At 62.0% G+C, this 23,260-nt stretch carries 19 protein-coding genes and 3 pseudogenes; 11 read left to right on the top strand and 11 right to left on the bottom strand.

Going from position 1 to position 23,260, the window contains the following annotated elements; all coding sequences use genetic code 11:
* Nucleotides 1–277 precede the first annotated feature (277 nt).
* The 3 genes and pseudogenes from KW846_RS30520 to KW846_RS18390 form a co-directional block, all read right to left on the bottom strand.
* A pseudogene (locus KW846_RS30520) lies at nucleotides 278–1,303 on the bottom strand (methyl-accepting chemotaxis protein); the annotation flags it as partial.
* A gap of 372 nt (nucleotides 1,304–1,675) precedes the next feature.
* Nucleotides 1,676–2,185, bottom strand: a pseudogene (locus tag KW846_RS30515) (cache domain-containing protein); the annotation flags it as partial.
* Nucleotides 2,186–2,458: 273 nt separating this feature from the next.
* Nucleotides 2,459–3,781 carry an alginate export family protein gene (locus KW846_RS18390; protein WP_218484067.1) on the bottom strand — a complete coding sequence of 441 codons (1,323 nt, stop codon included), beginning with the start codon at nucleotides 3,779–3,781 and terminating at the stop codon, nucleotides 2,459–2,461.
* A gap of 282 nt (nucleotides 3,782–4,063) precedes the next feature.
* Here KW846_RS18390 and KW846_RS18385 point away from each other — a divergent pair, with 282 nt between their 5' ends.
* From KW846_RS18385 to KW846_RS18370, 4 genes and pseudogenes are all read left to right on the top strand, one after another.
* On the top strand, nucleotides 4,064–4,453 hold the full coding sequence (locus tag KW846_RS18385; protein ID WP_218484066.1) for a cytochrome c family protein: 390 nt from the start codon (nucleotides 4,064–4,066) through the stop codon (nucleotides 4,451–4,453).
* Nucleotides 4,454–4,501: 48 nt separating this feature from the next.
* Complete coding sequence (locus KW846_RS18380) at nucleotides 4,502–5,992, top strand: aldehyde dehydrogenase family protein (RefSeq protein ID WP_218484064.1); 1,491 nt, start codon at nucleotides 4,502–4,504, stop codon at nucleotides 5,990–5,992.
* Nucleotides 5,993–6,144: 152 nt separating this feature from the next.
* Nucleotides 6,145–6,254 (top strand): annotated as a pseudogene (locus KW846_RS30510) (aldehyde dehydrogenase family protein); the annotation flags it as partial.
* Nucleotides 6,255–6,494: 240 nt separating this feature from the next.
* Nucleotides 6,495–8,090, top strand: a complete 1,596-nt coding sequence (locus tag KW846_RS18370) for an ABC-F family ATP-binding cassette domain-containing protein (RefSeq protein ID WP_218484348.1) — start codon at nucleotides 6,495–6,497, stop codon at nucleotides 8,088–8,090.
* A 33-nt stretch (nucleotides 8,091–8,123) separates the two neighbouring features.
* On the opposite strand, the gene KW846_RS18365 is transcribed toward KW846_RS18370, so the two are convergent.
* The 4 genes from KW846_RS18365 to KW846_RS18350 form a co-directional block, all read right to left on the bottom strand.
* Nucleotides 8,124–10,508, bottom strand: a complete 2,385-nt coding sequence (locus KW846_RS18365) for a DUF3772 domain-containing protein (RefSeq protein ID WP_218484062.1) — start codon at nucleotides 10,506–10,508, stop codon at nucleotides 8,124–8,126.
* Nucleotides 10,509–10,615: 107 nt separating this feature from the next.
* On the bottom strand, nucleotides 10,616–12,046 hold the full coding sequence (locus KW846_RS18360; protein ID WP_218484059.1) for a heavy metal sensor histidine kinase: 1,431 nt from the start codon (nucleotides 12,044–12,046) through the stop codon (nucleotides 10,616–10,618).
* 8 nt (nucleotides 12,047–12,054) lie between these two features.
* Nucleotides 12,055–12,726, bottom strand: coding sequence for a heavy metal response regulator transcription factor (locus KW846_RS18355; RefSeq protein ID WP_007979096.1), 672 nt, complete (start codon nucleotides 12,724–12,726; stop codon nucleotides 12,055–12,057).
* An 85-nt stretch (nucleotides 12,727–12,811) separates the two neighbouring features.
* Entirely contained in the window at nucleotides 12,812–13,069 is a 258-nt protein-coding gene (locus tag KW846_RS18350) for a DUF2790 domain-containing protein (RefSeq protein WP_218484057.1), read from the bottom strand.
* Between the two features lie 357 nt (nucleotides 13,070–13,426).
* Between KW846_RS18350 and KW846_RS18345 the strand changes: the two genes are divergently transcribed.
* Genes KW846_RS18345 through KW846_RS18335 form a run of 3 tightly spaced genes read left to right on the top strand, consistent with a single transcriptional unit; the run spans nucleotide 13,427 to nucleotide 16,403 of the window.
* Nucleotides 13,427–14,392: a tripartite tricarboxylate transporter substrate binding protein gene (locus KW846_RS18345; RefSeq protein ID WP_218484054.1), complete on the top strand. Its 966-nt coding sequence runs from the start codon at nucleotides 13,427–13,429 to the stop codon at nucleotides 14,390–14,392.
* 1 nt (nucleotide 14,393) lies between these two features.
* Complete coding sequence (locus tag KW846_RS18340; protein ID WP_116582109.1) at nucleotides 14,394–14,879, top strand: tripartite tricarboxylate transporter TctB family protein; 486 nt, start codon at nucleotides 14,394–14,396, stop codon at nucleotides 14,877–14,879.
* A gap of 15 nt (nucleotides 14,880–14,894) precedes the next feature.
* Nucleotides 14,895–16,403, top strand: a complete 1,509-nt coding sequence (locus tag KW846_RS18335; RefSeq protein ID WP_218484052.1) for a tripartite tricarboxylate transporter permease — start codon at nucleotides 14,895–14,897, stop codon at nucleotides 16,401–16,403.
* A gap of 186 nt (nucleotides 16,404–16,589) precedes the next feature.
* On the opposite strand, the gene KW846_RS18330 is transcribed toward KW846_RS18335, so the two are convergent.
* On the bottom strand, nucleotides 16,590–17,477 hold the full coding sequence (locus tag KW846_RS18330; RefSeq protein WP_218484050.1) for a LysR substrate-binding domain-containing protein: 888 nt from the start codon (nucleotides 17,475–17,477) through the stop codon (nucleotides 16,590–16,592).
* A 157-nt stretch (nucleotides 17,478–17,634) separates the two neighbouring features.
* On the opposite strand from KW846_RS18330, the gene KW846_RS18325 reads away from it, so the two are divergent.
* Nucleotides 17,635–18,936 (top strand): FAD-binding oxidoreductase, encoded by a 1,302-nt coding sequence (locus KW846_RS18325; protein WP_218484048.1) that lies wholly within the window; start codon nucleotides 17,635–17,637, stop codon nucleotides 18,934–18,936.
* A 55-nt stretch (nucleotides 18,937–18,991) separates the two neighbouring features.
* Nucleotides 18,992–20,080 carry a polyamine ABC transporter substrate-binding protein gene (locus KW846_RS18320; RefSeq protein WP_218484044.1) on the top strand — a complete coding sequence of 363 codons (1,089 nt, stop codon included), beginning with the start codon at nucleotides 18,992–18,994 and terminating at the stop codon, nucleotides 20,078–20,080.
* Nucleotides 20,081–20,085: 5 nt separating this feature from the next.
* Here KW846_RS18320 and grxC read toward each other — a convergent pair whose 3' ends face one another.
* Nucleotides 20,086–20,337, bottom strand: a complete 252-nt coding sequence (gene grxC, locus KW846_RS18315; RefSeq protein WP_218484041.1) for a glutaredoxin 3 — start codon at nucleotides 20,335–20,337, stop codon at nucleotides 20,086–20,088.
* 26 nt (nucleotides 20,338–20,363) lie between these two features.
* A complete protein-coding gene (locus tag KW846_RS18310; protein WP_218484038.1) occupies nucleotides 20,364–20,882 on the bottom strand; it encodes a carboxymuconolactone decarboxylase family protein in 519 nt (172 codons plus the stop codon).
* Nucleotides 20,883–21,016: 134 nt separating this feature from the next.
* Between KW846_RS18310 and KW846_RS18305 the strand changes: the two genes are divergently transcribed.
* Nucleotides 21,017–21,832, top strand: a complete 816-nt coding sequence (locus tag KW846_RS18305) for an AraC family transcriptional regulator (protein WP_218479943.1) — start codon at nucleotides 21,017–21,019, stop codon at nucleotides 21,830–21,832.
* Between the two features lie 132 nt (nucleotides 21,833–21,964).
* Here KW846_RS18305 and KW846_RS18300 read toward each other — a convergent pair whose 3' ends face one another.
* Nucleotides 21,965–22,396 (bottom strand): nuclear transport factor 2 family protein, encoded by a 432-nt coding sequence (locus tag KW846_RS18300; protein ID WP_218484035.1) that lies wholly within the window; start codon nucleotides 22,394–22,396, stop codon nucleotides 21,965–21,967.
* A 158-nt stretch (nucleotides 22,397–22,554) separates the two neighbouring features.
* Between KW846_RS18300 and KW846_RS18295 the strand changes: the two genes are divergently transcribed.
* The gene (locus KW846_RS18295) at nucleotides 22,555–23,229 is read left to right on the top strand and encodes a DUF2238 domain-containing protein (protein WP_218484033.1); all 675 of its coding nucleotides are present in this window, start codon (nucleotides 22,555–22,557) and stop codon (nucleotides 23,227–23,229) included.
* Nucleotides 23,230–23,260 lie beyond the last annotated feature (31 nt).

The raw sequence follows: 23,260 nt of genomic DNA, 5'->3' as shown, positions 1-23,260 counted from the left end.
GATGATGTTGGCCGTGCTGGCCTCATCGCGGGCAAGCCCGCTCCCACAGGGGACTGCGGTGTACACAAATGTTGTGCATGGCAGAAATCCAAATGTGGGAGCGGGCTTGCTCGCGAAGGCGGGGTGTCAGGCGACGGTGATGTTGGATGTGCTGGCCTCATCGCGGGCAAGCCCGCTCCCACAGGGGACTGCGGTGTACACAAATGTTGTGCATGGCAGAAATCCAAATGTGGGAGCGGGCTTGCTCGCGAAGACGGAGTGTCAGGCAACACAACTCTCAGATCCGAAAACTCCCCACCAACTGATTCAACCGTCCGGCCTGTTGCTCCAGCTCGGTACAGGCGCGCAACGTCGCTTGCAGGTTCTCCACCCCTTGCTGGTTCAAGGTGTTGATCCGGGTGATGTCGACATTAAGGGCCTCGACCACCGCCGTCTGTTCTTCTGTGGCGGCGGCGACGGACTGGTTGACGTTGTCGATCTCGCCGATGCGCTGGGTCACGCTGCCCAGGCGGGAGCCGGCGAGGTTGGCGATGGTGACGCTTTCTTCGCTGTGGCGCTGGCTCTCGGTCATGGTGGTGACCGATTCGCGTGCGCCCACTTGCAGCTCTTCGATCATCTGCTGGATCTCCAGCGCCGAGGTCTGGGTGCGTCCGGCCAGGCTGCGCACTTCGTCCGCCACTACCGCAAAGCCACGGCCCGCTTCACCGGCCCGCGCCGCTTCAATGGCCGCATTGAGCGCCAGCAGGTTGGTCTGCTGGGAGATGCCCTTGATCACTTCGAGGATCTGCCCGATGTTCACGGTCTTGTCGTTGAGCACTTCGATGTTGGCGCACGAGGCACTGATCTTGCCCGACAGTTCGTGCATCACCTCGATCGTGCGTTGCACCACCTGGCGTCCGTCCTCGGCCTGTTGTCGGGCACTGGACGCCTGGTGCGAGGCATCGCTGGCGTTGTGGGCGATCTCCTGGGCGGCCGCGCCCAACTGGTTGATCGCCGCCGCCACGCTGCCAGTGCGGGTGGATTGATCGTCGAAATTGCTCAGCGAAGCGTTCGATGCATTCAGCACGCGCCGGGCACCCTCATTGACGCCGAGGGCTGCCGAGGACACCTCGCGCATCGACTGGTGGATGCGTTCGACAAAGCGGTTGAAGGCGGTCGCCAGTTGACCGATTTCATCCCGCGATTGCACCTGCAGGCGCCGGGTCAGGTCGCCTTCGCCGAGGGAGATGTCCTCCATCACGCGGGTCAGCACTTGCAGCGGCCGGGTAATGCGCCGCGCCGTGTAGCCGATCAACAGAAGACCGAGCAGGGCCGAACCGCCACCGAGGAGCAACTCCAGCGCGGTGCTTTGCACGCCCTGGGCATCGAGTTCCTTCTGCAAGGTGGTCACCGGCGCCAGCAAAACCTCTTGCGGCACGCCGACCAGCACGCCCCACGGTGCGGCGCCGGCAATCGGTGACAGCGGCTCAAGCACCTTGATCTGCCGGGTGTCGACAAACACCTTGGGTTCGCCCTGGCGCAAGGCGTCCATCACCTCGGCACTGTCCATCGGCTGGCCGAGGCGGCTGAAGTCCTGGCTGTTGGCGGAGATCACCCCGCGCGGGCTGACGATGCTGATCCGACCGTTGCCTTCGAACAATTCACGGGCGCTGGCCTGACTGTTCTGTTGCAGGGCGGCGAGGTTGATGTCGAGCCCGACCACGGCGATCACCTTGCCGTTTTCCAGCAACGGGAAGGCCACGCTGGTCACCAGTTTGCGGCTGCCGGACGCCTCGTCGAAATAGGGCTCGAGCACACAGGCCTGACGGGTGTCGCGGGCGCAGGTATAGAAGGCGTTGTAGGGCGCACCGCTCGGCCCCGGCTCGGTGTTGGCGAGCAGGCCTTCGTCGCCGATCACCGCTTGCAGTTCGCCGGGTTTGCTCTGCACCCAATACAGGGCGAAGCGCCCGGTTTCGTTGCTGCCAATGTCCGCCTGATGGGCGAAAGCGGCGTCGTCGCCATCGAGTCCACCGGGTTCGAAAATGACATAAAGCCCGAGCAGGTCGGGCTTGTCGATCAAGGCCTGGTGAAGCTGGGTGCTCAGCTCCCGGCGCAGTTGCTGGCGGGTCAGGCTGCCCTGTTGTTGCAGCTGTCGCAGGTACAACAGGTAGCGCGATAAGCCCTGGCCATATTCGTGGGTCTGCATGAAGGTGCGTTGCACTTGCATGGCCTGCACTGTGCCCAGGGCCTGCATGTGCTCCCTGGCCGCATTGGCGAGCATGTCACCGCTGGCTTGTGCAACCTGCCGGCTGCTCTTGTGGGTCTGATAGAGCGACAAGCCCATCAACAAGCCGACGACCAGCAGCAGGCAGAGCCCGGCGAGGAGGGCGATCTTGCTCTGGATCGTCAGGAGTTTCTTGTGCATTGGAAATACCTTTTTCCACGTGGGCAATGACGCTGCCATTGCCCACGACCGAGGTTAGAAACCGGTGACGAACAGCAGTTGGGCATAGACGTTCCGGTCGTTGTTGCCCAGTTGCGTGCCGCCGTTTTCGGCGCTCTTGTCCGGCTGGAAGATGCCCACCAGCGGCATCACGGTCAGGTGGTCATTGACGTGCCATTCGGCATACAGGTCGACTTCGTGGCCGTCGGTATTGCCCAGGCTGCGGTCGATGGTGTCGAAGTTGAAGTACAGCGCGCCCAGGTTGAGGTTTTCCAGGGGCGAGACTTTCAGCCCGACGTTCTGAATCCGCGAGTTGCTGTTGAACGGCCCGGCGTAGTTGCCCGCCACTTCACCCTGGAACCAGGTGCCATAACCACGGCTCATACCGTAGAACAAGGTGTCGTAGCCTTCCGAGAAGCGGCTGTAGCGGTAGCTGACGTTCGGGGTCCAGATCGCGTCGGAGAAGGTCCAGCCCGCTTCCAGGTACCAGGCGTCTTCGGTGGCGGCGTGGGGTTTGTCCTGCTTGGCGTACTCACCGGACAGGAACAGGTCTTTCACCCCGGCATTGCCCGCCGCGCGCAGGCTGTAGGTCTTCATGCCGTCGCGTTCGAGCTGGATCGGCGAGGCGTACTGCTCGTCGATGTCGGTGGTCTTGATGTAGGTCAGGCCCACCGTGCCGGCCTCGGCCACGTGCTCCAGGGTGCCGACGTACATTTCGGTCTTGGCCTGGGCGCGGTTGTCGGACTTGAGCCACATCAGGTCGCTGCGCCAGCCTTCCTTGCCACCCAGACGCAATACGGCGGTTTCGTCGAAGGCTTTGCGGGCGGCCAGGTAGTAGGCGCCGCCACGGTTGAACTCGCCGTCGGCCAGGCCCTTGCCCATGTTCAGGGCGTCGCCGTCGATCAGGAAGCCATCGCCGACCACGATGTTCTGGCGGCCGAAGGACAGGTCCACACCGTCCTTGCCCAAGGCGCCAAACAGATCGGCCGAACGCCAGCCGAGGTAGGCGTCTTCGAACTTGGTGGTGCGTTCGGTGCCATCGCTGAAACCGGCGGCATCGCCGTCGCCCCAGGTGCCGGAGCTGAGCAGGTTGCCTGCGCCGTACGCCGTGCCCGCGCCGCCAAGGCCCTTGTCGAAACTCAAACCGTATTTGATGTAGCCCTCGCGCCACGACGAGGAACCTTCGTCGAGACGGCCGGACAGGGCGTAGTTTTCCTGGCTGTGGAAAATGCCGAACGCGGCTTCGAGGGTGGCGTTCAGATGGCTGTCGTCATCGGCGTACAGCTCATAGGCATTGGCCTGGCCGGCACTGATCATCAGCGCGAGCGTCGAGAGACGAAGCAAGGGGGACTTGAGCATGGTGTGGCATCCGTTCTTGTTCTTGAGCGCAGGTTTGCGGTCTGCCCGGATACTAAGTCGCGGCTTTCGTTTGCCCTTTTCCCTGTTTGCCAATTAGTTGGTTGTGCATGCCAGATTGTCCGGTTTGGCAGCCGGGCCAACATAACTGGCACGCAGGGCAAAACCTGCGTGCCGACGACCGCCGACAATCCCCACCAAGCTGCCGAAGCACCCTGGCCTCGGCATTTTTTGGTGTTGTGTTCGCCTGCTGGCGAGCGCGTGGATTTTCAAGGGCGTTTTCTTATGTTCACTTCGTTGCGTTTGCCCCTCATCGGCTTGCTGTCCTTCACCCTGGTTCAGGCGGTGTCTGCCGCCGAGTGCGCCACGGATACCCAGCGTGGTGCCGAAGTGTTTGCCACTGAGTGCAGCGTCTGCCACGCGGTGACCAAGGGTACGACCGGGATGATGGGGCCGAACCTGTTCGGCGTGTACGGGCGCAAGTCCGGCTCGCTGCCGGGCTTCAGCTACTCCCAGGCCATGCGCGACAAAGACGTCAGCTGGCAAGCCGAGAACATCACGCAATTGATCACCCAGCCCCAGGCCTACGTACCGGGTACCTACATGCCGTACATGGGCCTGGCTTCCGCCGACGACCGCCAGGCGGTCGCGTGTTTCCTCAAAGAACAACACTGATCAGGCCGCATTTACGCCTGAACAAATCGTCTGAATGAAAGGTGAATTATGAGCAACGTTGAAATCCTGCCCCAGGTGGCTGCATTCCTCGAACGTCGTCACGGCTGCTTCATTGACGGCCAGTGGGTATTTGCCGAGGGCGACAGCATCGCCGTGGTCAACCCGGCCACCGGGCAAACCCTGTGCGAAACCCTGGATGCGCCGCTGGAGATCGTCGAGCGCGCCGTACAGTCGTCGCACAAGGCGTTCAAATCCGGCGTGTGGTCGAGCCTGCGCCCGGCCGACCGTGAGCGCATCCTGCTGAACTTCACCCGCCTGGTCGAAGAACACGCCGAAGAACTGGCCCAACTGGAAACCCTGAGCCAGGGCAAGTCGATCAACATGGCCCGAGCGCTGGACCTGAATGCAACCGTGGAGTTCATGCGCTACATGTCCGGCTGGGCGACCAAGATCGAAGGGCAGACCTTCGACGTGTCGATTCCGTTGCCACCGGGTGCCAAATTCACCGCGTTCACCAAACGAGAGCCTGTGGGCGTGGTGGTCGGCATCGTGCCGTGGAACTTCCCGCTGCTGATCGCCGCCTGGAAGCTGATGCCCGCCCTGGCCACTGGTTGCACGGTGATCATCAAGCCGGCGATGGAAACCCCGTTGACCGCCATGCGCCTGGCCGAACTCGCGCTGGAAGCGGGTATCCCGGCCGGCGTGTTCAACGTGGTCACCGGTGGCGGTGCCTCGGTCGGCGGTGTGCTGACCTCGCATCCACTGGTGAGCAAGGTGTCGTTCACCGGTTCCACCGCCGTGGGCAAGAGCGTCGGCGTGGCGTGCATGGAAAACATGACGCGCTTCTCCCTGGAACTGGGCGGCAAGAACCCGATGATCGTGCTCGCCGATGCCGACATCGAAAAAGCCGTGCAAGGCGCGATCCTCGGTGGCCTGCTGAACAACGGCCAGGTCTGCGCCGCGGCATCGCGCTTCTATGTGCACCGCTCGATCCACGACAAATTCGTCGAGGCCCTGGCCGCCGCGGTCTCGGCGATGCCGATTGGCGCGGGCATGAACGGTGACGCGGCGATCAACCCGCTGGTGTCGCGCAAGCAACAACAAAGCGTGCTCAGGCATATCGAACTGGCCCGCCAGGAAGGTGCGCGGGTGGTCGCTGGCGGTGAGTTGCTGGAGGGCGACGGCTTCTTCGTGCAGCCGACCATCCTGGCGGACATCGACCACAGCATGGCCGTGGCCCGCGAAGAAGTGTTCGGCCCGGTACTGGGCGTGATGCCGTTCGACGACGAAGACGCCGTGATCGAACTGGCCAACGACAACCGCTACGGCCTGGCCGCCAGCCTGTGGACCAACGACCTGGGCAAAGCCATGAACCTGGTGCCACGCATTGAAGCCGGCACGGTGTGGGTCAACGCCCACGTACTGCTCGATCCGGCAATGCCGTTCGGTGGCGTCAAGCAATCGGGCATGGGCCGAGAGTTCGGTCGTGCGGTGATCGAGGCGTACACCGAGCTCAAGTCGGTGTGTATCGCCCACTGATGAACCTGTGGGAGCTGCCGAAGGCTGCGATCTTAAAAATCAGGATCAAAAGATCGCAGCCTTCGGCAGCTCCTACGGATTGGGGGGCGCTGTAGGTGGCGGTTTCGCGAGTTGGAGCCGGCACAGTATGGGGCAACGCTCACATGTTGTTCGACCCGACGATGCCGTTCGGTGGCGTCAAGCAATCGGGCATGGGGCGCGAGTTTGGTCGTGCGGTGATTGAGGCTTCACCGAGCCCAAGTCGGTGTGTATCGCGCATTGAGTTACATCGAGCAGCCGGCGCAGCTTACGTTCGGATGCGCCAGCTACTACAGGGTCTGCGCTACCAATGCCATTGCGGCGCAGGCAAAACATCTAAATCGGCTCATGCCATCCGTTCAGAAGGCTAAGTGAATGATTATTGTCTGGGGTGGCAATGAATTTTCAGCATGAGTCTGACGGATCTTTCTGAAAATCATGGCTGCTGTTGCGATCAATGCGGTTTGTTGGTTGTATGGGCGTCATGACTCAACGGTTACTCCAACTTGATCAAGTGTCATTCAACCTGCCCGACGGGCGCGTATTGTTTGATAACTTGAACCACACCTTCAGTCCCAGGGCCACGGGGATCGTCGGCGCCAATGGCTGTGGCAAGTCCTTGCTTGGCCGGCTCCTGACTGGGGAGCAACAGCCCACCAGCGGCATCGTCCGTCGCGAAGGGCGGGTTTACGCCGTGGCGCAGTTACTGGAACCGGAGCGTTATCCCAGCGTTGCCGCGCTGGCCGGGGTTGCCCCTATTCTGGCGGCGCTGGATCGCATTGCCCAAGGCAGCGTCGACGATGACGACCATGCGCTAGCGGTCGACCAATGGGACTGTGCCACTCGTCTTGACGCGCAGCTTGCGCAGATCGGGCTGGGTCATTTGAACGCCGACTCCCGTACCAACGCACTCAGTGGTGGCGAGCGACAGCGGGTGGCACTACTGGGGGCATGGCTCTCCAGAGCCGATTGGCTCATTCTCGATGAACCCAGCAACCACCTCGATAGGGATCAGCAACACAAGCTCGCGCAGCAGATCGATCGCTGGCCGAGCGGCCTGGTGTTGATCAGTCACGACCGAGGGCTTTTGGAGCACATGGACGAAATCGTCGAGCTGTCGCCATTGGGGCTGGCGGCTTATGGCGGCAACTACAGTCAGTATGCGGCGGCGCGCGAGCAGGAGCAGCAGGCGTTCCAGTCGACATTGCAAGGTGAGCGGGCGCAGGCCAAACGCGAGCAACGCGAGATGGTCATACAGATGGAGCGTCAGCAGCGACGCAATGCCCGTGGCGACCGTCAGGCTCGCGATGGTAACCAGACCAAGCTCATCACCAACGCCCAGAAAGAACGCAGCGAAAACAGCCAGGGCAAGTTGCGCTTGAACCAGCAGTTGGCCCGGGAACAGCAGCAACAACGAATCACCGAGGCCAGGGCGCGGTGTGCGCCCGACATTCAACGCATGATGCTGTCTCCGGAAAGCGTAGTGCCCAATGGCAAGCTGGTTGTGCAACTCAACGACGTCATTCTCCCGTACGGTTACGCAGCACCGATCAATCTGACGCTGACCGGGCCTATGCGCATGGCGATCCTGGGGGCCAACGGCAGCGGCAAGTCGACGCTGTTGCGAGTGATCGCCGGCCAACTGCCGGTGCGCGAAGGCGAACTCATGCGCAGTTGCCATGTCGGCTGGCTGGATCAACACGCCGGGTTGCAGCACCCCGAACGCACGGCGGTGCAATGGCTCCACGAGAGCAATCCTGAGTTGCCTGAGGCCGAGGCGCGGACCCGCCTGGCCCAGATGGGAATTGATGCAGACCGTGCGGTGCTCAAGACCTGCCAGTTGAGTGGCGGCGAACGCCTGAAAATAGCGCTCGCTGCGCAGTTGTATGCACAGCGTCCACCGCAATTGCTGTTGCTGGACGAACCGGATAACCATTTGGATCTGCCCAGTAGAATCGCGCTGGAGCAGATGCTCAATCAATATCAAGGGGCATTGATCGTGGTCTCTCACGACCCTGCTTTTTTGCAGGCGATACAACTGGATAGCGACGTCCATCTCAAGCGCCAGTTGTCCGCTTAATGCTGCGCTCACATCGTTAACACTTTGATTGCGTCACGCAACCGGCGGTTTCGCCAGTTCAATGCCGGCGGCACCCAGGCGTTTGAGTATCTCGAAGAGCAACTCGCTCTTGATCGCCCCGACCGTGCGTGGGCTGCCGACGTAGCCGGTGATGGTCAAGGTGATGCCTTCCGGCTTCAACTGGCTGAAGCGCAAGAACGGCGTCGGTTTATCCAGAATGGATTCGTGCTCGGTGTAGCTGTCCATCAGCAGGTTTTGCACCAGTTCCGGATCGATATCCAGTGGGAACATCAGTTCGAGTATCACCACGCCCTGGGCGCTGCCGCCGAGGGTGACGTTGCGCAGGTTCTGCGAAATCAGGTGGGAGTTGGGCACGATCATGATCGAGCGGTCGGCGAGTTGTATTTCCGTGGCCCGCACGTTGATCCGTCGTATGTCGCCTTCGACGCCACTGATGCTGATCAGGTCGCCGACCTTCACCGGGCGCTCGGTCAGCAGGATCAAGCCGGAGATGAAATTCTTCACGATCTCCTGCAGGCCGAAGCCGATGCCCACCGACAAGGCGCTGACGATCCAGGCCAGGTTGGTCCACTTGATCCCCAGCGACGACAGCGTGAGCAGCACGACCAACGCGTATCCGATGTTGGCGAACAGGGTGCTGAGCGAGGCGCACATGCCCGGGTCCATCTCGGTTTTCGGCAGGAACTCGGCGTCCAGCCAGCGGCGTAGTGTGCGAATCAGGTAGACACCGATCAGCAGTGTCAGGAAGGCACGCATCAAGTTGTCCGGGACGATGTTCAGCTTGCGCAGCCCTTCGCCACCGAGAATGGCCGCGGTGCTGGTGACCAGTTGCCCGAACGTCGTACCGACCCCGCCGACAAACAACGCAATGACGCCGACCAGCATCAGGATGGCGCGGCCCGCCCCGGAAAACACCGTGCATATCTGCTCCAGGCGTGGATTACCGATGCCCAGCAGCTGTTTGATCGCCTTGCCGGTTGGTTGCCTGGGTGAAAAAAGCGATTCGCAGGTGTCCTGGTACACCTGCGTGAGCAGGTAGAACGCGGCGAAGACGATGAAAATCCACACCATTTCATAGGTGATGAACCGTGCCATCGTCACGTAACCGATCACCAGGGCGAACAGGGATACCACCACGGCAATGCCGGCAAACACATAAATCAGGCCGGCGGACGTGGTGACGCCTTCGGGAGTCTCTCCGGCAACGATCAGCGCCCGTCGGGTCTTGCTGACGCGCAACAGCAGCGCGCCGATCACCAGTGCCACGACCAACGCCACGATTCCCCGGCCGAACAACACCACTTCGGCGCTCATGCCGGTGACGTTGCTCATCTGCACCAGTGTGACCAGCACCAGCAGCAGGCTGGCCAGCCGCCTGGGGTAGGGCTCCATCGCCAGCGCCACCGGATCGGCGATATCGGGCAGGCGCCATGAAGGATGTTTGGTCGACAGCAACGCACGGCTCAACCCGGTGATCATCACGCAGGTATAGGCCAGCTTTTCCAGGTATTGCGCCAGGTCGGCCAGCAGCGGGGTGTAGGGCAGTTGCCGGGTCGCGGCAAAGTGCAGCAATTGCAGGGCGATGCCGGCGCTCAGCACCGTCGCCAGTACCGAGGCCAATGCCAGGGAGCTGCGCCGTAACCGGCCTTCGGGCATTCGATGAATGCACAGCCACGCCAGACCCCGACCGGCGAGTTTTCGCCCCAGGCTCCAGATGACCAGGGCCAGAACCAGCAGGGAGGCCGTGATTGCGCGTTGACCGGGTTGCCAGGCCGCCTGGTGCGTGACATTGAGTTGCTGGACGAGGGCGCTGAAACGTTGGCGGTCATCGAGCGGAAGATCGAACAATGGCGACCAGAACCGCGGGTTCAGGATGCTGTTGGTCTGCTGGGTCACCTCCGCCTCCAGCAGGCTGCGGCGAATACTGGCAATCTGGGTGATCAGCTCGGCGGCACTGACTTTCAGCGCTGCCAGGGTTTTGAGCTGGTTGTCGATCCTGTCTTTTTGCTCGCCCAGGGTGTCTCGTTGGGTGGTAATGGCAGACGTCACCTGTGCGCTCTCGTCGAGCGGCACTGGCCCCAGCACGTTGAGTTGCGCCTGCAACTGCGCCTGTCCAGGCAGCAGCGATGTGGAGAGGCGTTCAATATTCTGGATCAGTGCCAGCACCAGGTCCTGTGAGCTTTCCAGCTGGGTGTAGGTGCTGGCCTGGGAAACCTGCTGCTTGAGGCTGTTCAGCTGGCTTTGCAACCCCAGCAATTCGCTGTCGGAGATGCTGATGACCGGGGCTGTGGGGGCGGGAGCAAGGGTGTCGGCCATGGTCTCCGCCGACAGCCATCCCGGGGTCGCCACCAGCAGTGCGAAGGCGACGTAAATCATTGACTTCCATACATTGCACATCGGCGAGCTCGACGGGTTGTTAGTCACTTAGCCAATGAGGTTAGGCCATGACTCGCACCCTCGGGCGATGTTTTGTCGAAAGTGTCCGGCCGGTTTTCGCCCGGGCGCTACTCATGCTGTTGCCGCGCCGGGAAAAACAGTTCGAAACAGGTGATGCCGTCGGCACTGCTGACATGGCAGGCGCCGTTGTGCAGATGCATGATCGTCGCCACGATCGACAGGCCCAGGCCATTGGACTGGGCCGAGCGTTCGCGGGATTCGTCGACCCGGTAGAAGCGTTCGAACAGCCGTGGCAGATGCTGCGCCGGGATGGTCTGGCCGTGGTTGCGCACTTGCACCTGGATGCCGTCGGCGATCGGCTTGGCGTGAATGCACAGCTCGGAATGCGGGGCGCCGTACTTGATGGCGTTGGCGCACAGGTTGGCCAGGGCGCGACGCAGCAACATGGGCTCGGCCCAGATCAAGCCGCTGCCATGGGCATTGATGCTGATGCCAACGTCGGTCGCCGGGCCTTCGAAATAGTCGGCCATGCGTTGCATTTCGTCAGCGGCATCCAGTTCCTGGCGCTGGCGCAAGGCGCTGCGCGGATCGGTGCGGGCCAGGAACAGCATGTTGTCGAGCATGCGCGCCAGGCGTTCAAGCTCTTCGACATTGGAGGCCAGCAACTGCTGATAGGCGTCGGTGCTGCGGTTCTGCTGCAAGGCCACCTGGGTTTCGCCGAGCAGGTTGTTGATCGGCGTGCGCAGCTCGTGGGCCATGTCGGTCGATACTTGACCCAATTGCACAAAGCCTTTGTCCAGGCGGTCGAGCATGGCGTTGAAGGCGTCGATCATCGGCAGCAGCTCCAGCGGTGCACCCTGGCTGTCGAGGCGCTCGTTGAGGTTGCCGACGTCGATGCTCTGGGTGTGGCGGGCCAGGCGCCGCACCGGCAACAGGCCGCGATGCACCAGTACATAACCGGATAACGCCAGCAGAATCGCGGCCACGGTGGCGAACAGGTAGACGTTGAGCCGGTAATCGGCGAGCACGGCGGTGCGTTCGGTCATCAGGCGCCCGGTCACCACTTGCAGGCTGCCCAGGTCTCCGGAGTCGATGGTCGCCGCCAGGGCGGAAAACGGCACGCCGTTGACGTTGGGCAAATGCTGCACGTCGTCCAGGGTCAGTCGATGATCCATCGCCACCGGCGTCAGCACCGGCATTGTCAGGTTGCCCGGATTGACCACCAACAACGGCGGTTGGCCCGGGGTGCCGATGGTCAACAGGGCCTCGCGGTTGCCCATCATGTTCTGGAACAGCGCGGGCTTGGCCTTGATCAGGTCCAGGGTGTTGCTGTCGTTGAGGAAGGTACGCAACTGGTCGATGCGGGTGATCAGGGCAATGTCGTCGCGATGGATCAACTCGCGTTCCAGGTCGCGGTACAGCGCCACGCCCAGCAGCGCCAGCGAAACAAAGGCCAGCAGGGCAAACACCAGCGCCAGGCGCAGGGTCAGGGAGTGGCTCAGACGAGAGGCGGATCGCAGCGGCGTCATGGCATTCATGGGGGCATTCAAGGTTGAGTGTCGAAGCGATAGCCGATGCCGCGTACGCTGTGGATCAGCTTGAGCTGAAACGGGTCGTCGATTTTCAGGCGCAGGCGGCGCACCGCGACATCGACGACATTGGTGTCGCTGTCGAAATTCATGTCCCAGACCCGCGAGGCGATCATCGAGCGTGACAGCACTTCGCCCTGATGCGTGGCGAACAGGTGCAGCAGGGCAAATTCCTTGTTGGTCAGGGTGATGCGGTTGCCGGCGCGGCTGACGCGACGCTTGAGCACGTCGATCTGCAGGTCGTCGACGTGCAGGTGTTCGTCTTCCCGGGTAGGGCCGCGGCGGGTCAGGGTGCGCAGGCGCGCCACCAGCTCGGCGAAGGAAAACGGTTTGATCAGGTAATCGTCGGCGCCCAGTTCGAGGCCTTTGATGCGGTCGGCGATGTCATCCCGGGCGGTGAGGAACAGCACCGGTGTGTCGGCTTCCTTGCGCAGGCGGCGCAGCACTTCCCAGCCATCCATCTTCGGCATCATGACGTCCAGCACGATCACATCGAAGTCGTGTTCCAGGGCCAGGTGCAGGCCATCGACGCCGTCGCGCGCCAGGTTCACGGTGTATCCGAGTTCCTGCAGGCCGTTGAGCAGGTAATTGCCGGCCTTGGGTTCGTCTTCGACTACGAGGATGTTCATGGCAAACCTGCCTGGTTCGGTCGGGCTACGGGGGCGCATCAGTGGCGCAAGTGTAGCCCGATCGGCGGTGATGGCAGGCATCTGGTCAGTTCTCGCCAAGGCAGTTCACGCCCTGAACCTGATAGTCCAGTTGATGCTCACGACCCTGGTGGTCGAGGTAGTTGAACTGCGCGGGCACGACGCCGCACTTGCCGTTGAGGTCGGTCATGGACAGGACCTTGGCCACTTGCACCGGAACATAGAAGCCGTCCTGGTCGTGGATGATTGGCGAGGTGGACTGGGTGGCGGCAAACGCCGAGCCGGTGGCGAGCAGGGTGGCAAAACCCGCGATCAACAGTTTCATGACGAATCTCTCTCTGCAAGGGCTGGGTGGCTGTCGGGTCTGGCCTGACAGTGAGTTCAGGCTAACGAGGTGATCCGGACAGCCGACCAACAACTTGATGACAAAGTTGTAATGAAACGCCCCTGCAACACCGCAATCCCCTGTGGGAGCGAGCTTGCTCGCGATGGACGTACAGACACCGCGTTTACACAGATGACCCGCGTAATCGTTAACGACCATCGCGAGCAGGCTCGCTCCTACAGGGGGGGCAGCAGCAACCCGCGGATCCATGGCCTAAGCTTGTTTGCAGGCCCGTGTTCATCGAGCACCTCGATGGGCAAGCGGCACCTATAAAAACAATGCAATCAGGAGATGCCCATGTCCGCTTTGATCCGTCGTTTCAGTCGCTGCATGGCCGCCGGTTTGACCGCTGCCGTGCTTGTCGCACCCGCCTTCGCGCTCGATACCGTGAAGTTCATGGCCCCGGGCTCGGTGGGCGGTGGTTATGACCAGACTGCCCGTGTGCTGGGCAAGGCCATGGTCGAAGCCAATACGGCCAAGGCCGTGACCTTCGAGAACAAGGGCGGGGCGGGCGGGACCTTGGGGCTGGCGCAATTTGCCAACAGCACCAAGGGCGATCCGAATGCGTTGCTGGTGGTCGGGGCGATCATGGTCGCGGGCATCGAACAGAACAAATCGCAGATCAGCCTGAAGGATGTGACGCCCATTGCCCGGTTGTTCACCGAGTACAACGTGATCGCCGTGCGCAAGGAATCGGAATACAAGACCCTCGATGACCTGATCAAGGCCTTCAAGGCCAACCCGACGAGCATCACCTGGGGCGGCGGTTCCAAGGGCTCGGTGGATCACATCGGCATTGCCGAGTTGGCGGGCAAGCTGGACGTGCCGGTCAACAAGGTGAACTACGTGGCGTTTGGTGGCGGCGGCGAGGTGGTCGCCCAGGCGCTGGGCGGCCAGCTCAAGGTGATCACCGGCGGTTTCGCCGAGCTGGGCCAGTACATCAAGAACGGCCAGTTCCGTGTCCTGGCCATCGGCGCGCCGGAGCGTGTTCCCGGCATTGACGCGCCGACCCTCAAGGAGAGCGGCTATGACGTGACGATCGGCAACTGGCGCGGCGTTTACGGTGCGGCGGGCCTCACCCCGGAGCAGCGTAAAGAGGTGATCGATGCTGTGGTGGCCGCCACCAACAGCAAGGTCTGGCAGGAAAATATCCAGACCAACGCCTGGACGCCCAGCGTGTTGACCGGCGATGAGTTCGGCAAGTTCGTCGACGAAGAACACGTGCGGTTGCACGCCATGCTGGTCAAGGTCGGGCTGCTTTGAGATGGCCACACTGCGCACAGTGGTGCCGACGCAATTGGCGGTCGGCATCGGCCTGATCGCCATCAGCGTCGTGTTGGCGATGGGGGCCTACCGGTTTCCGCCGGAAATGGGTTTTGTCATCCTCCCGGCCTACGTTTACCCCTATGTGGTGGCGGCGTTTCTCGGCGGTGTGGGCCTGTTGCTGAGCTATCAGGCGCTCAGCGGAGGTTTTCGCGAGCTGGATAACGACGACGCAGGCACGGTGCCCGGTGGAAAAACCGGCGCCGCCTGGGTGACCGCCGGGCTTGTCGGGGTGGCGCTATTGATCAACCTCATCGGTTTTGTGCTGGCCGCCGGGTTGTTGTTCGCCTGTTCGGCGCGGGGGTTCGGCAGCCGTCATCCGCTGCGGGACCTGGCCATCGGCATTGCCCTGACCCTGCCGATCTACTGGCTGTTCAACGCCGGGCTGGGGGTTTCCTTGCCGTCGCTGATCAACATCTGGCTTTGAAAGGAGATCGACACCGTGGACATTCTTTCAAGCCTGGCGATGGGGTTTTCCTCGGCACTGACGCCGATCAACCTGATGTGGGGGTTCATCGGCTGCCTGCTCGGCACCGCCATCGGCGTGTTGCCGGGGATCGGTCCGGCGCTGACGGTGGCCCTGCTGTTGCCGATCACCGCCAAGGTCGACCCCACCGGCGCGCTGATCATGTTCGCCGGTATCTACTACGGTGCGCAGTTCGGCGGTTCCACCACCTCGATCCTGCTCAACACCCCGGGTGAATCGTCTTCCATGGTCACGGCCCTGGAGGGCAACCTGATGGCGCGCAACGGCCGCGCCGGCCCTGCGCTGGCAACGGCGGCGATAGGCTCCTTCGTCGCCGGCACCATCGCCACGGTGTTGCTGACGCTGTTTGCTCCGGTTGTGGCCAGACTGGCGCTGAATTTCGGCCCGACCGAATATTTCGCCATCCTGGTGCTGTCGTTCACCACCGTGTCGGCGGTGCTTGGCGCTTCCATGCTGCGAGGATTCGCTTCGCTGGGTGTCGGGTTGACCATCGGTTTGATCGGCCTGGACTCGACCTCGGGCATTGCCCGCTACACCCTGGGTGTTCCCGAACTGGTGGACGGTATCGAGGTGGTGCTGGTGGCGGTCGGCTTGTTCGCGGTGGGCGAGGCCTTGTACAGCTTGCTCTATCAAAAGGAATCGAACGAAGGGCGGCATCGCCTGACCTCGTTGTGGATGACCCGTGCCGACTGGAAGCGTTCGGTGCCCGCGTGGCTTCGCGGCACGCTGATCGGCTTTCCGTTTGGTTCGATTCCGGCCGGCGGCGCGGAGATTCCGACCTTTTTGTCCTATTCGACCGAGCGCAAGCTCAGCAAATACCCCAAGGAGTTTTCCGCCAACAAGGGCGAGGGCGCCATCGAAGGCGTCGCCGGCCCCGAAGCGGCCAACAATGCCAGCGCGACCGGGTCCCTGGTGCCGTTGCTGACCCTGGGCATCCCAACGTCCGCGACCGCGGCGATCCTCCTGGCCGCGTTCCAGAACTACAACCTGCAACCGGGGCCGATGCTGTTCGAAACCTCCGCTGACCTGGTCTGGACGCTGGTGGCCTCGCTGTACATCGGCAACGTCATCCTGCTGGTGTTGAACCTGCCGCTGGTGGGGCTGTGGGTCAAACTGCTGCAGATCCCCAGGCCGTACCTGAATGCCGGCATCCTGGTATTCGCCACCATCGGCGTGTATGGCATGCGCCACTCATCCTTCGACCTGCTGCTGATGTTGGCGATTGGCTGGGGCGGGGTGCTGATGCGGCGGTTCGACTTCCCCGTCGCCCCGGTGATCGTCGGCATGCTGCTGGGGCCGATGGCCGAGAAACAACTGCGCAATGCCTTGTCCATCGGCCAGGGCGACTGGACGGTGTTCGTCACGCAACCGATCTCGGCATTCTTTCTCGCCCTGACGCTGCTGGTGCTGGTGGTGCCTTATGTGTTGCATAAGCGCGGGATCAAGTTGCATGAGGATGATTGACTGTAGGAGCGAGCCTGCTCGCGAAGACGGAGTGTCAGAGAAATAATGGTCACCTGACCCGACGCCTTCGCGGGCAAGCCCGCTCCCACAGGGTTAGTGGGTGTACGCAGTATTCGTGAACGACCGAAGATACTGTGGGAGCGGGCTTGCCCGCGAAGGCGTAGGGTCAGTCGACATTGAAGGCGGTCATGCGGTGGTCTGTGCGGTGAACCACTGCATGACCGGTGCGCACGCCGGATGGGAGGCCGCCGAGGGTTGCAGGCACAACGAGTAAATCCCCCGGGTCTTCAAGGGCTCACCAAACGGAATCACCAGTTCACCGCGCTGGATCGACTCGCCTGCCAGCGTCATGTCAGTCATCGCCACCCCCAGCCCTCGCGCGGCGGCATCGAGTGCCAGTTCGTCGAGGTTGAAGGGGATATGCCGATACTCCTGCAACGCCTTGCCGCCATTGGCCGACAGCCATACCTGCCAGTCATTTTGATCGCAGGAGCGGTGCAGCAACGCGAACCCCGACAGATCTTCCAGCGAAGCCAATGGCCGGGTCGGGTTGCCCAGCCCAGGCGCGCACACCGGCACCAGTGCTTCCTCGAACAGCGTCAGGCAATCGGGCGCCGTGGACGGCTCTGGCAGATAGAGAATGTAGGCGTCGCTGTCACTGGCAGGTTCCACGACTTCGGTGGCCACGGTTTCAATGGCCAGGGATACGTCCGGGTGATGCCGGTAGAAATCGCTCAGCTTGGGCAGCAGCCAGCGCACCGCCAGTGACACGTGCATGCGAATGCGGAACGGGCGTTGCTTTGGCGCGAGCCGGTCTTCGAGCGACCTCAATTGTTCAAGGATGGTGCGAGCGCTGGCCAGCACCTGGTCGCCTTCCGGGGTCAGTTGCAGGCTGCGGCTGCTGCGCACGAACAGCGCGACACCGAAGTGGCTCTCCAGTTGCTGGATCTGTCGGCTCACGGCGCTTTGGGTCAGGCAGAGCTTTTGCGCCGCCTGGGTGAAGCTGCCCGACCCGGCGACCTCGACCAGGGCCTGCAAGCCCTGCAGCGAGGGCACGTGGCGTACTTTATCCATGCGTTTTCAGAATGCCTCGATGATTTAATAACGTTGGTTGTCCGCGTTATCAGCCTTTAGATTCTAGTCATTGACGCCGTTCACGAAAACCAATTATGCGAATCTTGCATAAAGCGCTGATCGAGACGGTTCGCAGAACAAGAACCTGAGGTGACGCATGGAAAATATCTGTGGCTGGATTGCGCAAGCGGGGAGTTCTCCGTTGCGCGACCCGCTCAAAGGCACGCAGCACGCCGACTGGCTGGTGATCGGCGCCGGCATTACCGGCCTCAGTGCGGCGCACGCCCTGGCGCACATGCACCCCCAGGCACGCATTGTGGTCGTTGACCGCCAGCGGGCTGCGCAGGGGGCATCGGCGCGTAATTCCGGGTTTGTGGTGGCCCACGAACATCCCGTCGCCAGCGAACTGTTGGGCAGCGCCGGGTTCGCCGGTTATCAAGTGGATACGGCGATCGGCCGCGCCGCTGCCGATGAAGTGCGCAAGCAGATCGCCCGGCTGGGTATCGAATGCGACTTCAGGGAATCGGGCTATTTCTTTGCCGTCAGCGATCCTCGCAAGTTGACCCAGGTCGAGGCCAAGTTGCAGACCTTGCGGGCCGTTGGCGCCAGCGCGCAGTTCCTGCAAGGCGAGCAACTGATCGAGAAACTCGGCACCCGCCACTACCGTGCCGGAATCTGGTGCGGCAATGGCAATGCGCTGCTGCAACCGGCCAAGTACGTGAAGGGCCTGCTCGATGCCTTGCCGCCGACAGTGACGGTCTATGAGAACAGCGATATCGCAGGTCTTGAGCGCCTCGGCGACGGCCGGATCCGTGCCCGGGGCCAAGATGGCTGCGTTGAGGCCAAACAGGTGTTGGTCTGCCTGAACGCCTTCATTCCTCGTTCAGGGATCGACGACAGCGGCACCTTCGCGATGGAGCTCAGCGCCAGCCTCACGCGGCCCCTCAGCGACCAAGAGTTTCAAGCCCTGGGCGCGCCAGCGTCCTGGGGTGTGCTGTCGACCCGTCCGTTGGGCGCCACGGTGCGCCTGACGCCGGATCGCCGGGTGATGATCCGCAATACCGCGGAATACCGTTCCCGGGATTTGTCATTGAGCGAGCTGTCGACCCGTCGCCAACACCACGTGCTGGGGTTGCAACGACGTTTCCCGATGCTCGGCGAGCAGGACATCGAATACACCTGGACCGGTCATCTCAGCGCTTCGCGCTCCGGGCAACCGTACTTTGCCAAGGTCGAGGAGGGCGTGTTCGCCGTGGCCGGGTGCAACGGTTCCGGCGTGGCGCGGGGCACGTTGTGGGGGCGCTTGCTCGCGGAGTGGGCCTCGGGCGGTGATTCACCGCTGCTGCAATCGGTCATCTCGCGGGCACAACCCGGCTGGCTGCCGCCCAAGCCGTTGCTCGACATCGGTGCCATGCTGCGTATGCGCGTGGAAACGGTCCGGGCCAGAAGCGAAGTCTGAACAACACGAACTTCACAACAAGAACAACAGCACTTCCCATCGAAGGTGATTCAACATGCGCGTCAATACGCTTTCCCTTGTGGCCCTGATCTCGACCTTTTCCGCCGTCGCCTGCGCCGACGAAACCGTCAATATTTCCAACTGGAACGGTTACATCGCCGACGACACCTTGCCCGACTTCACCAAGGCAACCGGGATCAAGGCGACCTACGACATCCACGACAGCAACGAAGTGCTGGAATCGAAACTGATGACCGGCAATACCGGTTATGACGTGGTCAGCCCGTCAAACCACTTCCTGTCGCGCCTGATCAAGGCCGGCGCCATCCAGAAACTCGACAGGAGCCAGTTGCCCAACTGGAAAAACCTCGATCCGGCGCTGATGAAGAAGCTTGAGGTCAACGACCCGGGCAACCAGTACGGCTTCCCTTACATGTGGGGCACGGCGGGCATCGGCTACAACGTCGAGAAGATCAAGGCGATCTTCGGCAATACCGACGTCACCCATTCCTGGAAGCTGTTCTTCGACGAGAACAACATCAAGAAACTCAGCGAGTGCGGCGTGGCGATCATCGACAACCCTACGCAGATCCTGCCGATCACCCTCAACTACCTGGGGCTGCCGCCTCATAGCCACGAGCCGGCCGATTACAAGAAAGCCGAGCAGGCACTGCTGAAGATCCGGCCTTACGTCCAGTATTTCCACGCGTCCAAGTACATCAGCGACCTGGCCAACGGCAACGTCTGCGCGGTGATCGGTTTCAACGGCGACATCGTGCAGGCCGCCGCCAGCGCCAGGGAAGCCAAGAACGGGATCGACATTGCCTACTCGATCCCGGACGAAGGTTCCACCTTGTGGCTGGACATGGTGGTCATGCCCAAGAGCGCGCCACACGAGAAGAACGGCTACGCCTACATGAACTACCTGCTGGAGCCGAAGGTGATTGCCAACATCAGCAACAGCATCCACTACGCCAACCCCAACAGCGCGGCGGATGCCTTCGTCGACCCGGCGGTGAAGCAGGACCTGGCGATCTACCCGCCGAAAACCGTGATGGACAAGCTGTTTACCGTCGAGGACTTGCCCGCGGCCATCGCACGCCTCAGCACGCGCTTGTGGACCAAGCTGAAAACCAATACCTGACCGGTTCAGGCCAGCATCGACATCAGTGCGCCCTGACGATCCAGCTTGGCGAGGTCGTCGAAGCCGCCGATGTGCGTGTCGCCGATGAAAATCTGCGGCACGCTGCGGCGCTGGCTGCGGCTGAGCATTACCTCGAACTTCCCGGCTTCGCGCTGAATGTTGATCTCTTCGATCGTTACGCCTTTACTCGCCAGCAAGGCCTTGGCGTTGCGGCAGTAAGGGCAGGTGTCGGTGGTGTACAGGGTCACGGTGTTCATGGTGGGTACTCCGTCGTTCAAGTGGTTCAGGCGTCAATGGCCGGGAAGTCGATGTCGGTCAGGGCCGTGTTGTTCAGGTAGTTGGTCAACGTTTGCGAAGCCACATGGGCGATCACTTCGATGATCTTGCCGTCGTCGATACCCGCGTTACGGGCAGCGGCGATCTGCTCGACGCTCAGGTGGCCACGGCTTTCGGTGACCTGGCGGGCGAGGGTGGCAATGGCGTTGAGCTCGCCGTGTCGTGCGCTGAGGATCTCTTGCCTGGACAGCCCGGCCTTGCCGGCAAACAGCGTGTGAGCCGCCAGGCAGTAGTCGCAGCCGTTGACTTGCGAAGTGGCGAGGAACACCGCTTCCTTTTCCGTGGCGCTCAGGGACGTCTTGCCCAGTGCGGCCGAGTTTTGCAGGTACGAGGCCAGCACGGCCGGTGCGCGGGCCAGGACTTTGAAGACGTTGGGCAGAAAACCGATTTTCTTCTGCACGCCTTCCAGCAGGGGGCGGGTGGTGTCGGTGGCGTTTTCCAGGCTGATCGGGGCAATGCGGGTCATGGTGATACTCCGTAATGTGAGGCGCGGAATGCGCTGGGTACGGAGCTCATGTTAGGGAGAAGGTCTGGTGTATTGGATGCAAATCGTCGAGGATATGCGACAGATCGTCCAGAACTGCCTTCGGGAGCCTTGTCATGGATCGCTTGTCCACGTTGCTCACCCATTTCGGCGTCAATGCCGGCACTTTCCATAGCGGTATGTTCTGCGGCACCGTCGCCTACGACGGCCAACAGGCCAGCGGTCATTTGCACCTGCTCCAGGCGGGGGAGTTGCTGCTCAAAATGGGCGACCAGCCGGACCTGCAACTGACCGAGCCGAGCCTGATCTTTTTCCCCCGGCCCTATCGACATCGTCTGTTTGCGTCTGAAGCATCCGGCACGCAACTGGTGTGCGCGACCCTGGATTTCGACGGCGGTGCGGGCAATGCCCTGGCGGCGGCGCTGCCGGATTACCTGGTGCTCAAGCTCGATGAAATCCCGACCCTGGCCGGGACCCTGGAATGGCTGTTCAAGGAGGCGTTCGACGGTACGTGCGGGCGTGAAGCGGTGATGGATCGCCTGTTCGAGCTGTTGGTGATTCTGTTGCTGCGGCACATCCTGAGCACCACGGGCCAGCAACCGGGCATGATGGCGGGCCTTGCCGATGCGCGCCTGGCGCGGCCCCTGAGCCTGATGCATCAAAGCCCGGCCAAGGCCTGGAGCGTGGCCGAACTCTCGGTCGCCGCCAACATGTCGCGGGCCAGTTTCGCCGAACACTTTCGCCGGGTGGTCGGGCAGACGCCGGTGGATTACCTGGTGAGCTGGCGCATCAGCCTGGCGCAGAAGCGCCTGCGCGAGGGCCGGCCGATAGCGCTGATCGCCGAGGAAGTGGGTTATGAGAGCCCCTCGGCGCTGGCCCGGGCGTTCCGGCGCAAGACCGGGCTGAGCCCGCGGGAGTGGAAGGGCAACTGACCACCGCAAATCCCCCTGTGGGAGCGGGCTTGCTCGCGAAGGCGGTGTGTCAGACACCTATGATGTCGACTGACACTCCGCTTTCGCGAGCAAGCCCGCTCCCACAGGTTTTGTAGTGGCCTCAGCAGTGCATCAGAACTTGAACGCCTGCCGTCCAACCAACAGCCATTTACCGTCCTGCTTTTGCCAGATCTGGAAGTTCTCTATTTCAGTGGGCACCACTTCGGTGCCTTTGAGCGCTTGTGCCGAAAAATGGTGGCGGACCAGTGCGACATCGCCCGAGACGGTGATGGTCTGGTTTTGCATCTCAAGGGTCTTGAACGCGCTTTTGCCGGTTTCGATGTCGGCGATGAAGGCCTGCTTGTCCTGGATCTTGCCGCTGGAATGCCCGTAGGCCAGGTTCTCGGCGGTCAAGGCTTTCAGTTCCGGGATATCCTTGTGCAGCATGGCCTGGGTCAGGTGGTCGACGGCCTGGGCCACGTCCTTGTCCGCGGCGGCCGGGGTGGCGGCGACGTAGCCGGTGAACAGGCACAGAAAACCAATCAGCACTTTTGCTTTTTTCATGGGTGTTTCCTTGTTGTTGTAGGGATGACGCGATGAATGGATGAGTATTCATCAGTCATCGTACAACTTATCATGCGCTGGAGGGAAAAAGCGAACTTGCCCGGCGACCTTGCCTCGAAGTTAAAAGGGCGATGTCCTGACTTCGAGGTATTGCAGCCATGCAGCCGAACCAACGTATACGGCATGACCTGACGTTGCTGATGGTGTTCCTGGTGATCGTCGTGGTGTCGGGTTTTTCTCCCCGCAGCCGGGTGGACTGGGCACTGGAAAACCTGCTGGTGCTGTTGCTGGTGGGGACGCTGGTCGCGGTTTCTCGGCGATTCCGCTTGTCGACGATGTCCGTCACCCTGGTGTTTGCGTTTCTGTGCGTGCATGAACTGGGCGCCCATTACACCTATTCCCTGGTGCCTTACGATCGTTGGTCTTCGGCGTGGTTGGGCTTCAGTTTCGACCAGGCGGCAGGTGCTCACCGCAATCACTACGACCGATTGGTCCATCTGAGCTACGGGCTGCTGCTGGCTTATCCGGTGCGCGAAGTCCTGTGGCGGCTGACGCCGCTGCGCGGGTTCTGGCTGTTTTTCGTGACCCTGAACATCATGCTGTCGACCTCCGCCCTGTACGAACTGGTGGAGTGGATCGGCGGTGCCTTCCTGGGTAATGACACGGCGAAGGCCTTCGTCGGCGCGCAAAACGATCCGTGGGATTCGCAAAAGGACATGGCCATCGCGGTCGCCGGTGCGATGGCCAGCCTGTCGCTGGTGTCCCTGCGCGGCATGCTGAAAAAGCAACCGGTGACGACCGCGTGTCGCAAAAACCACAATCTGTGGGGATAGGATTCAATTACTGCGTGGCCCCGTCGATAAC

It is taken from the genome of Pseudomonas sp. PDM32 (genome assembly GCF_019219225.1).
GTDB classification, from domain to species: Bacteria; Pseudomonadota; Gammaproteobacteria; order Pseudomonadales; family Pseudomonadaceae; genus Aquipseudomonas; species Aquipseudomonas laurylsulfatiphila.
The sequence above is the reverse complement of the archived record's forward strand: the minus strand, read 5'-3'. Positions and strand labels throughout refer to the sequence as shown.

Bases quoted from the DNA above. Each gene is read 5' to 3' on its own strand.
- KW846_RS18325 (WP_218484048.1), top strand. From the start codon at position 17,635: ATGGAAAATATCTGTGGCTGGATTGCGCAAGCGGGGAGTTCTCCGTTG.
- KW846_RS18305 (WP_218479943.1), top strand. From the start codon at position 21,017: ATGGATCGCTTGTCCACGTTGCTCACCCATTTCGGCGTCAATGCCGGC.
- KW846_RS18390 (WP_218484067.1), bottom strand. From the start codon at position 3,781: ATGCTCAAGTCCCCCTTGCTTCGTCTCTCGACGCTCGCGCTGATGATC.
- KW846_RS18360 (WP_218484059.1), bottom strand. From the start codon at position 12,046: ATGAATGCCATGACGCCGCTGCGATCCGCCTCTCGTCTGAGCCACTCC.
- grxC (WP_218484041.1), bottom strand. From the start codon at position 20,337: ATGAACACCGTGACCCTGTACACCACCGACACCTGCCCTTACTGCCGC.
- KW846_RS18380 (WP_218484064.1), top strand. From the start codon at position 4,502: ATGAGCAACGTTGAAATCCTGCCCCAGGTGGCTGCATTCCTCGAACGT.
- KW846_RS18340 (WP_116582109.1), top strand. From the start codon at position 14,394: ATGGCCACACTGCGCACAGTGGTGCCGACGCAATTGGCGGTCGGCATC.
- KW846_RS18350 (WP_218484057.1), bottom strand. From the start codon at position 13,069: ATGAAACTGTTGATCGCGGGTTTTGCCACCCTGCTCGCCACCGGCTCG.
- KW846_RS18300 (WP_218484035.1), bottom strand. From the start codon at position 22,396: ATGAAAAAAGCAAAAGTGCTGATTGGTTTTCTGTGCCTGTTCACCGGC.
- KW846_RS18385 (WP_218484066.1), top strand. From the start codon at position 4,064: ATGTTCACTTCGTTGCGTTTGCCCCTCATCGGCTTGCTGTCCTTCACC.
- KW846_RS18355 (WP_007979096.1), bottom strand. From the start codon at position 12,726: ATGAACATCCTCGTAGTCGAAGACGAACCCAAGGCCGGCAATTACCTG.
- KW846_RS18320 (WP_218484044.1), top strand. From the start codon at position 18,992: ATGCGCGTCAATACGCTTTCCCTTGTGGCCCTGATCTCGACCTTTTCC.
- KW846_RS18370 (WP_218484348.1), top strand. From the start codon at position 6,495: ATGACTCAACGGTTACTCCAACTTGATCAAGTGTCATTCAACCTGCCC.
- KW846_RS18330 (WP_218484050.1), bottom strand. From the start codon at position 17,477: ATGGATAAAGTACGCCACGTGCCCTCGCTGCAGGGCTTGCAGGCCCTG.
- KW846_RS18310 (WP_218484038.1), bottom strand. From the start codon at position 20,882: ATGACCCGCATTGCCCCGATCAGCCTGGAAAACGCCACCGACACCACC.
- KW846_RS18295 (WP_218484033.1), top strand. From the start codon at position 22,555: ATGCAGCCGAACCAACGTATACGGCATGACCTGACGTTGCTGATGGTG.
- KW846_RS18345 (WP_218484054.1), top strand. From the start codon at position 13,427: ATGTCCGCTTTGATCCGTCGTTTCAGTCGCTGCATGGCCGCCGGTTTG.
- KW846_RS18365 (WP_218484062.1), bottom strand. From the start codon at position 10,508: ATGTGCAATGTATGGAAGTCAATGATTTACGTCGCCTTCGCACTGCTG.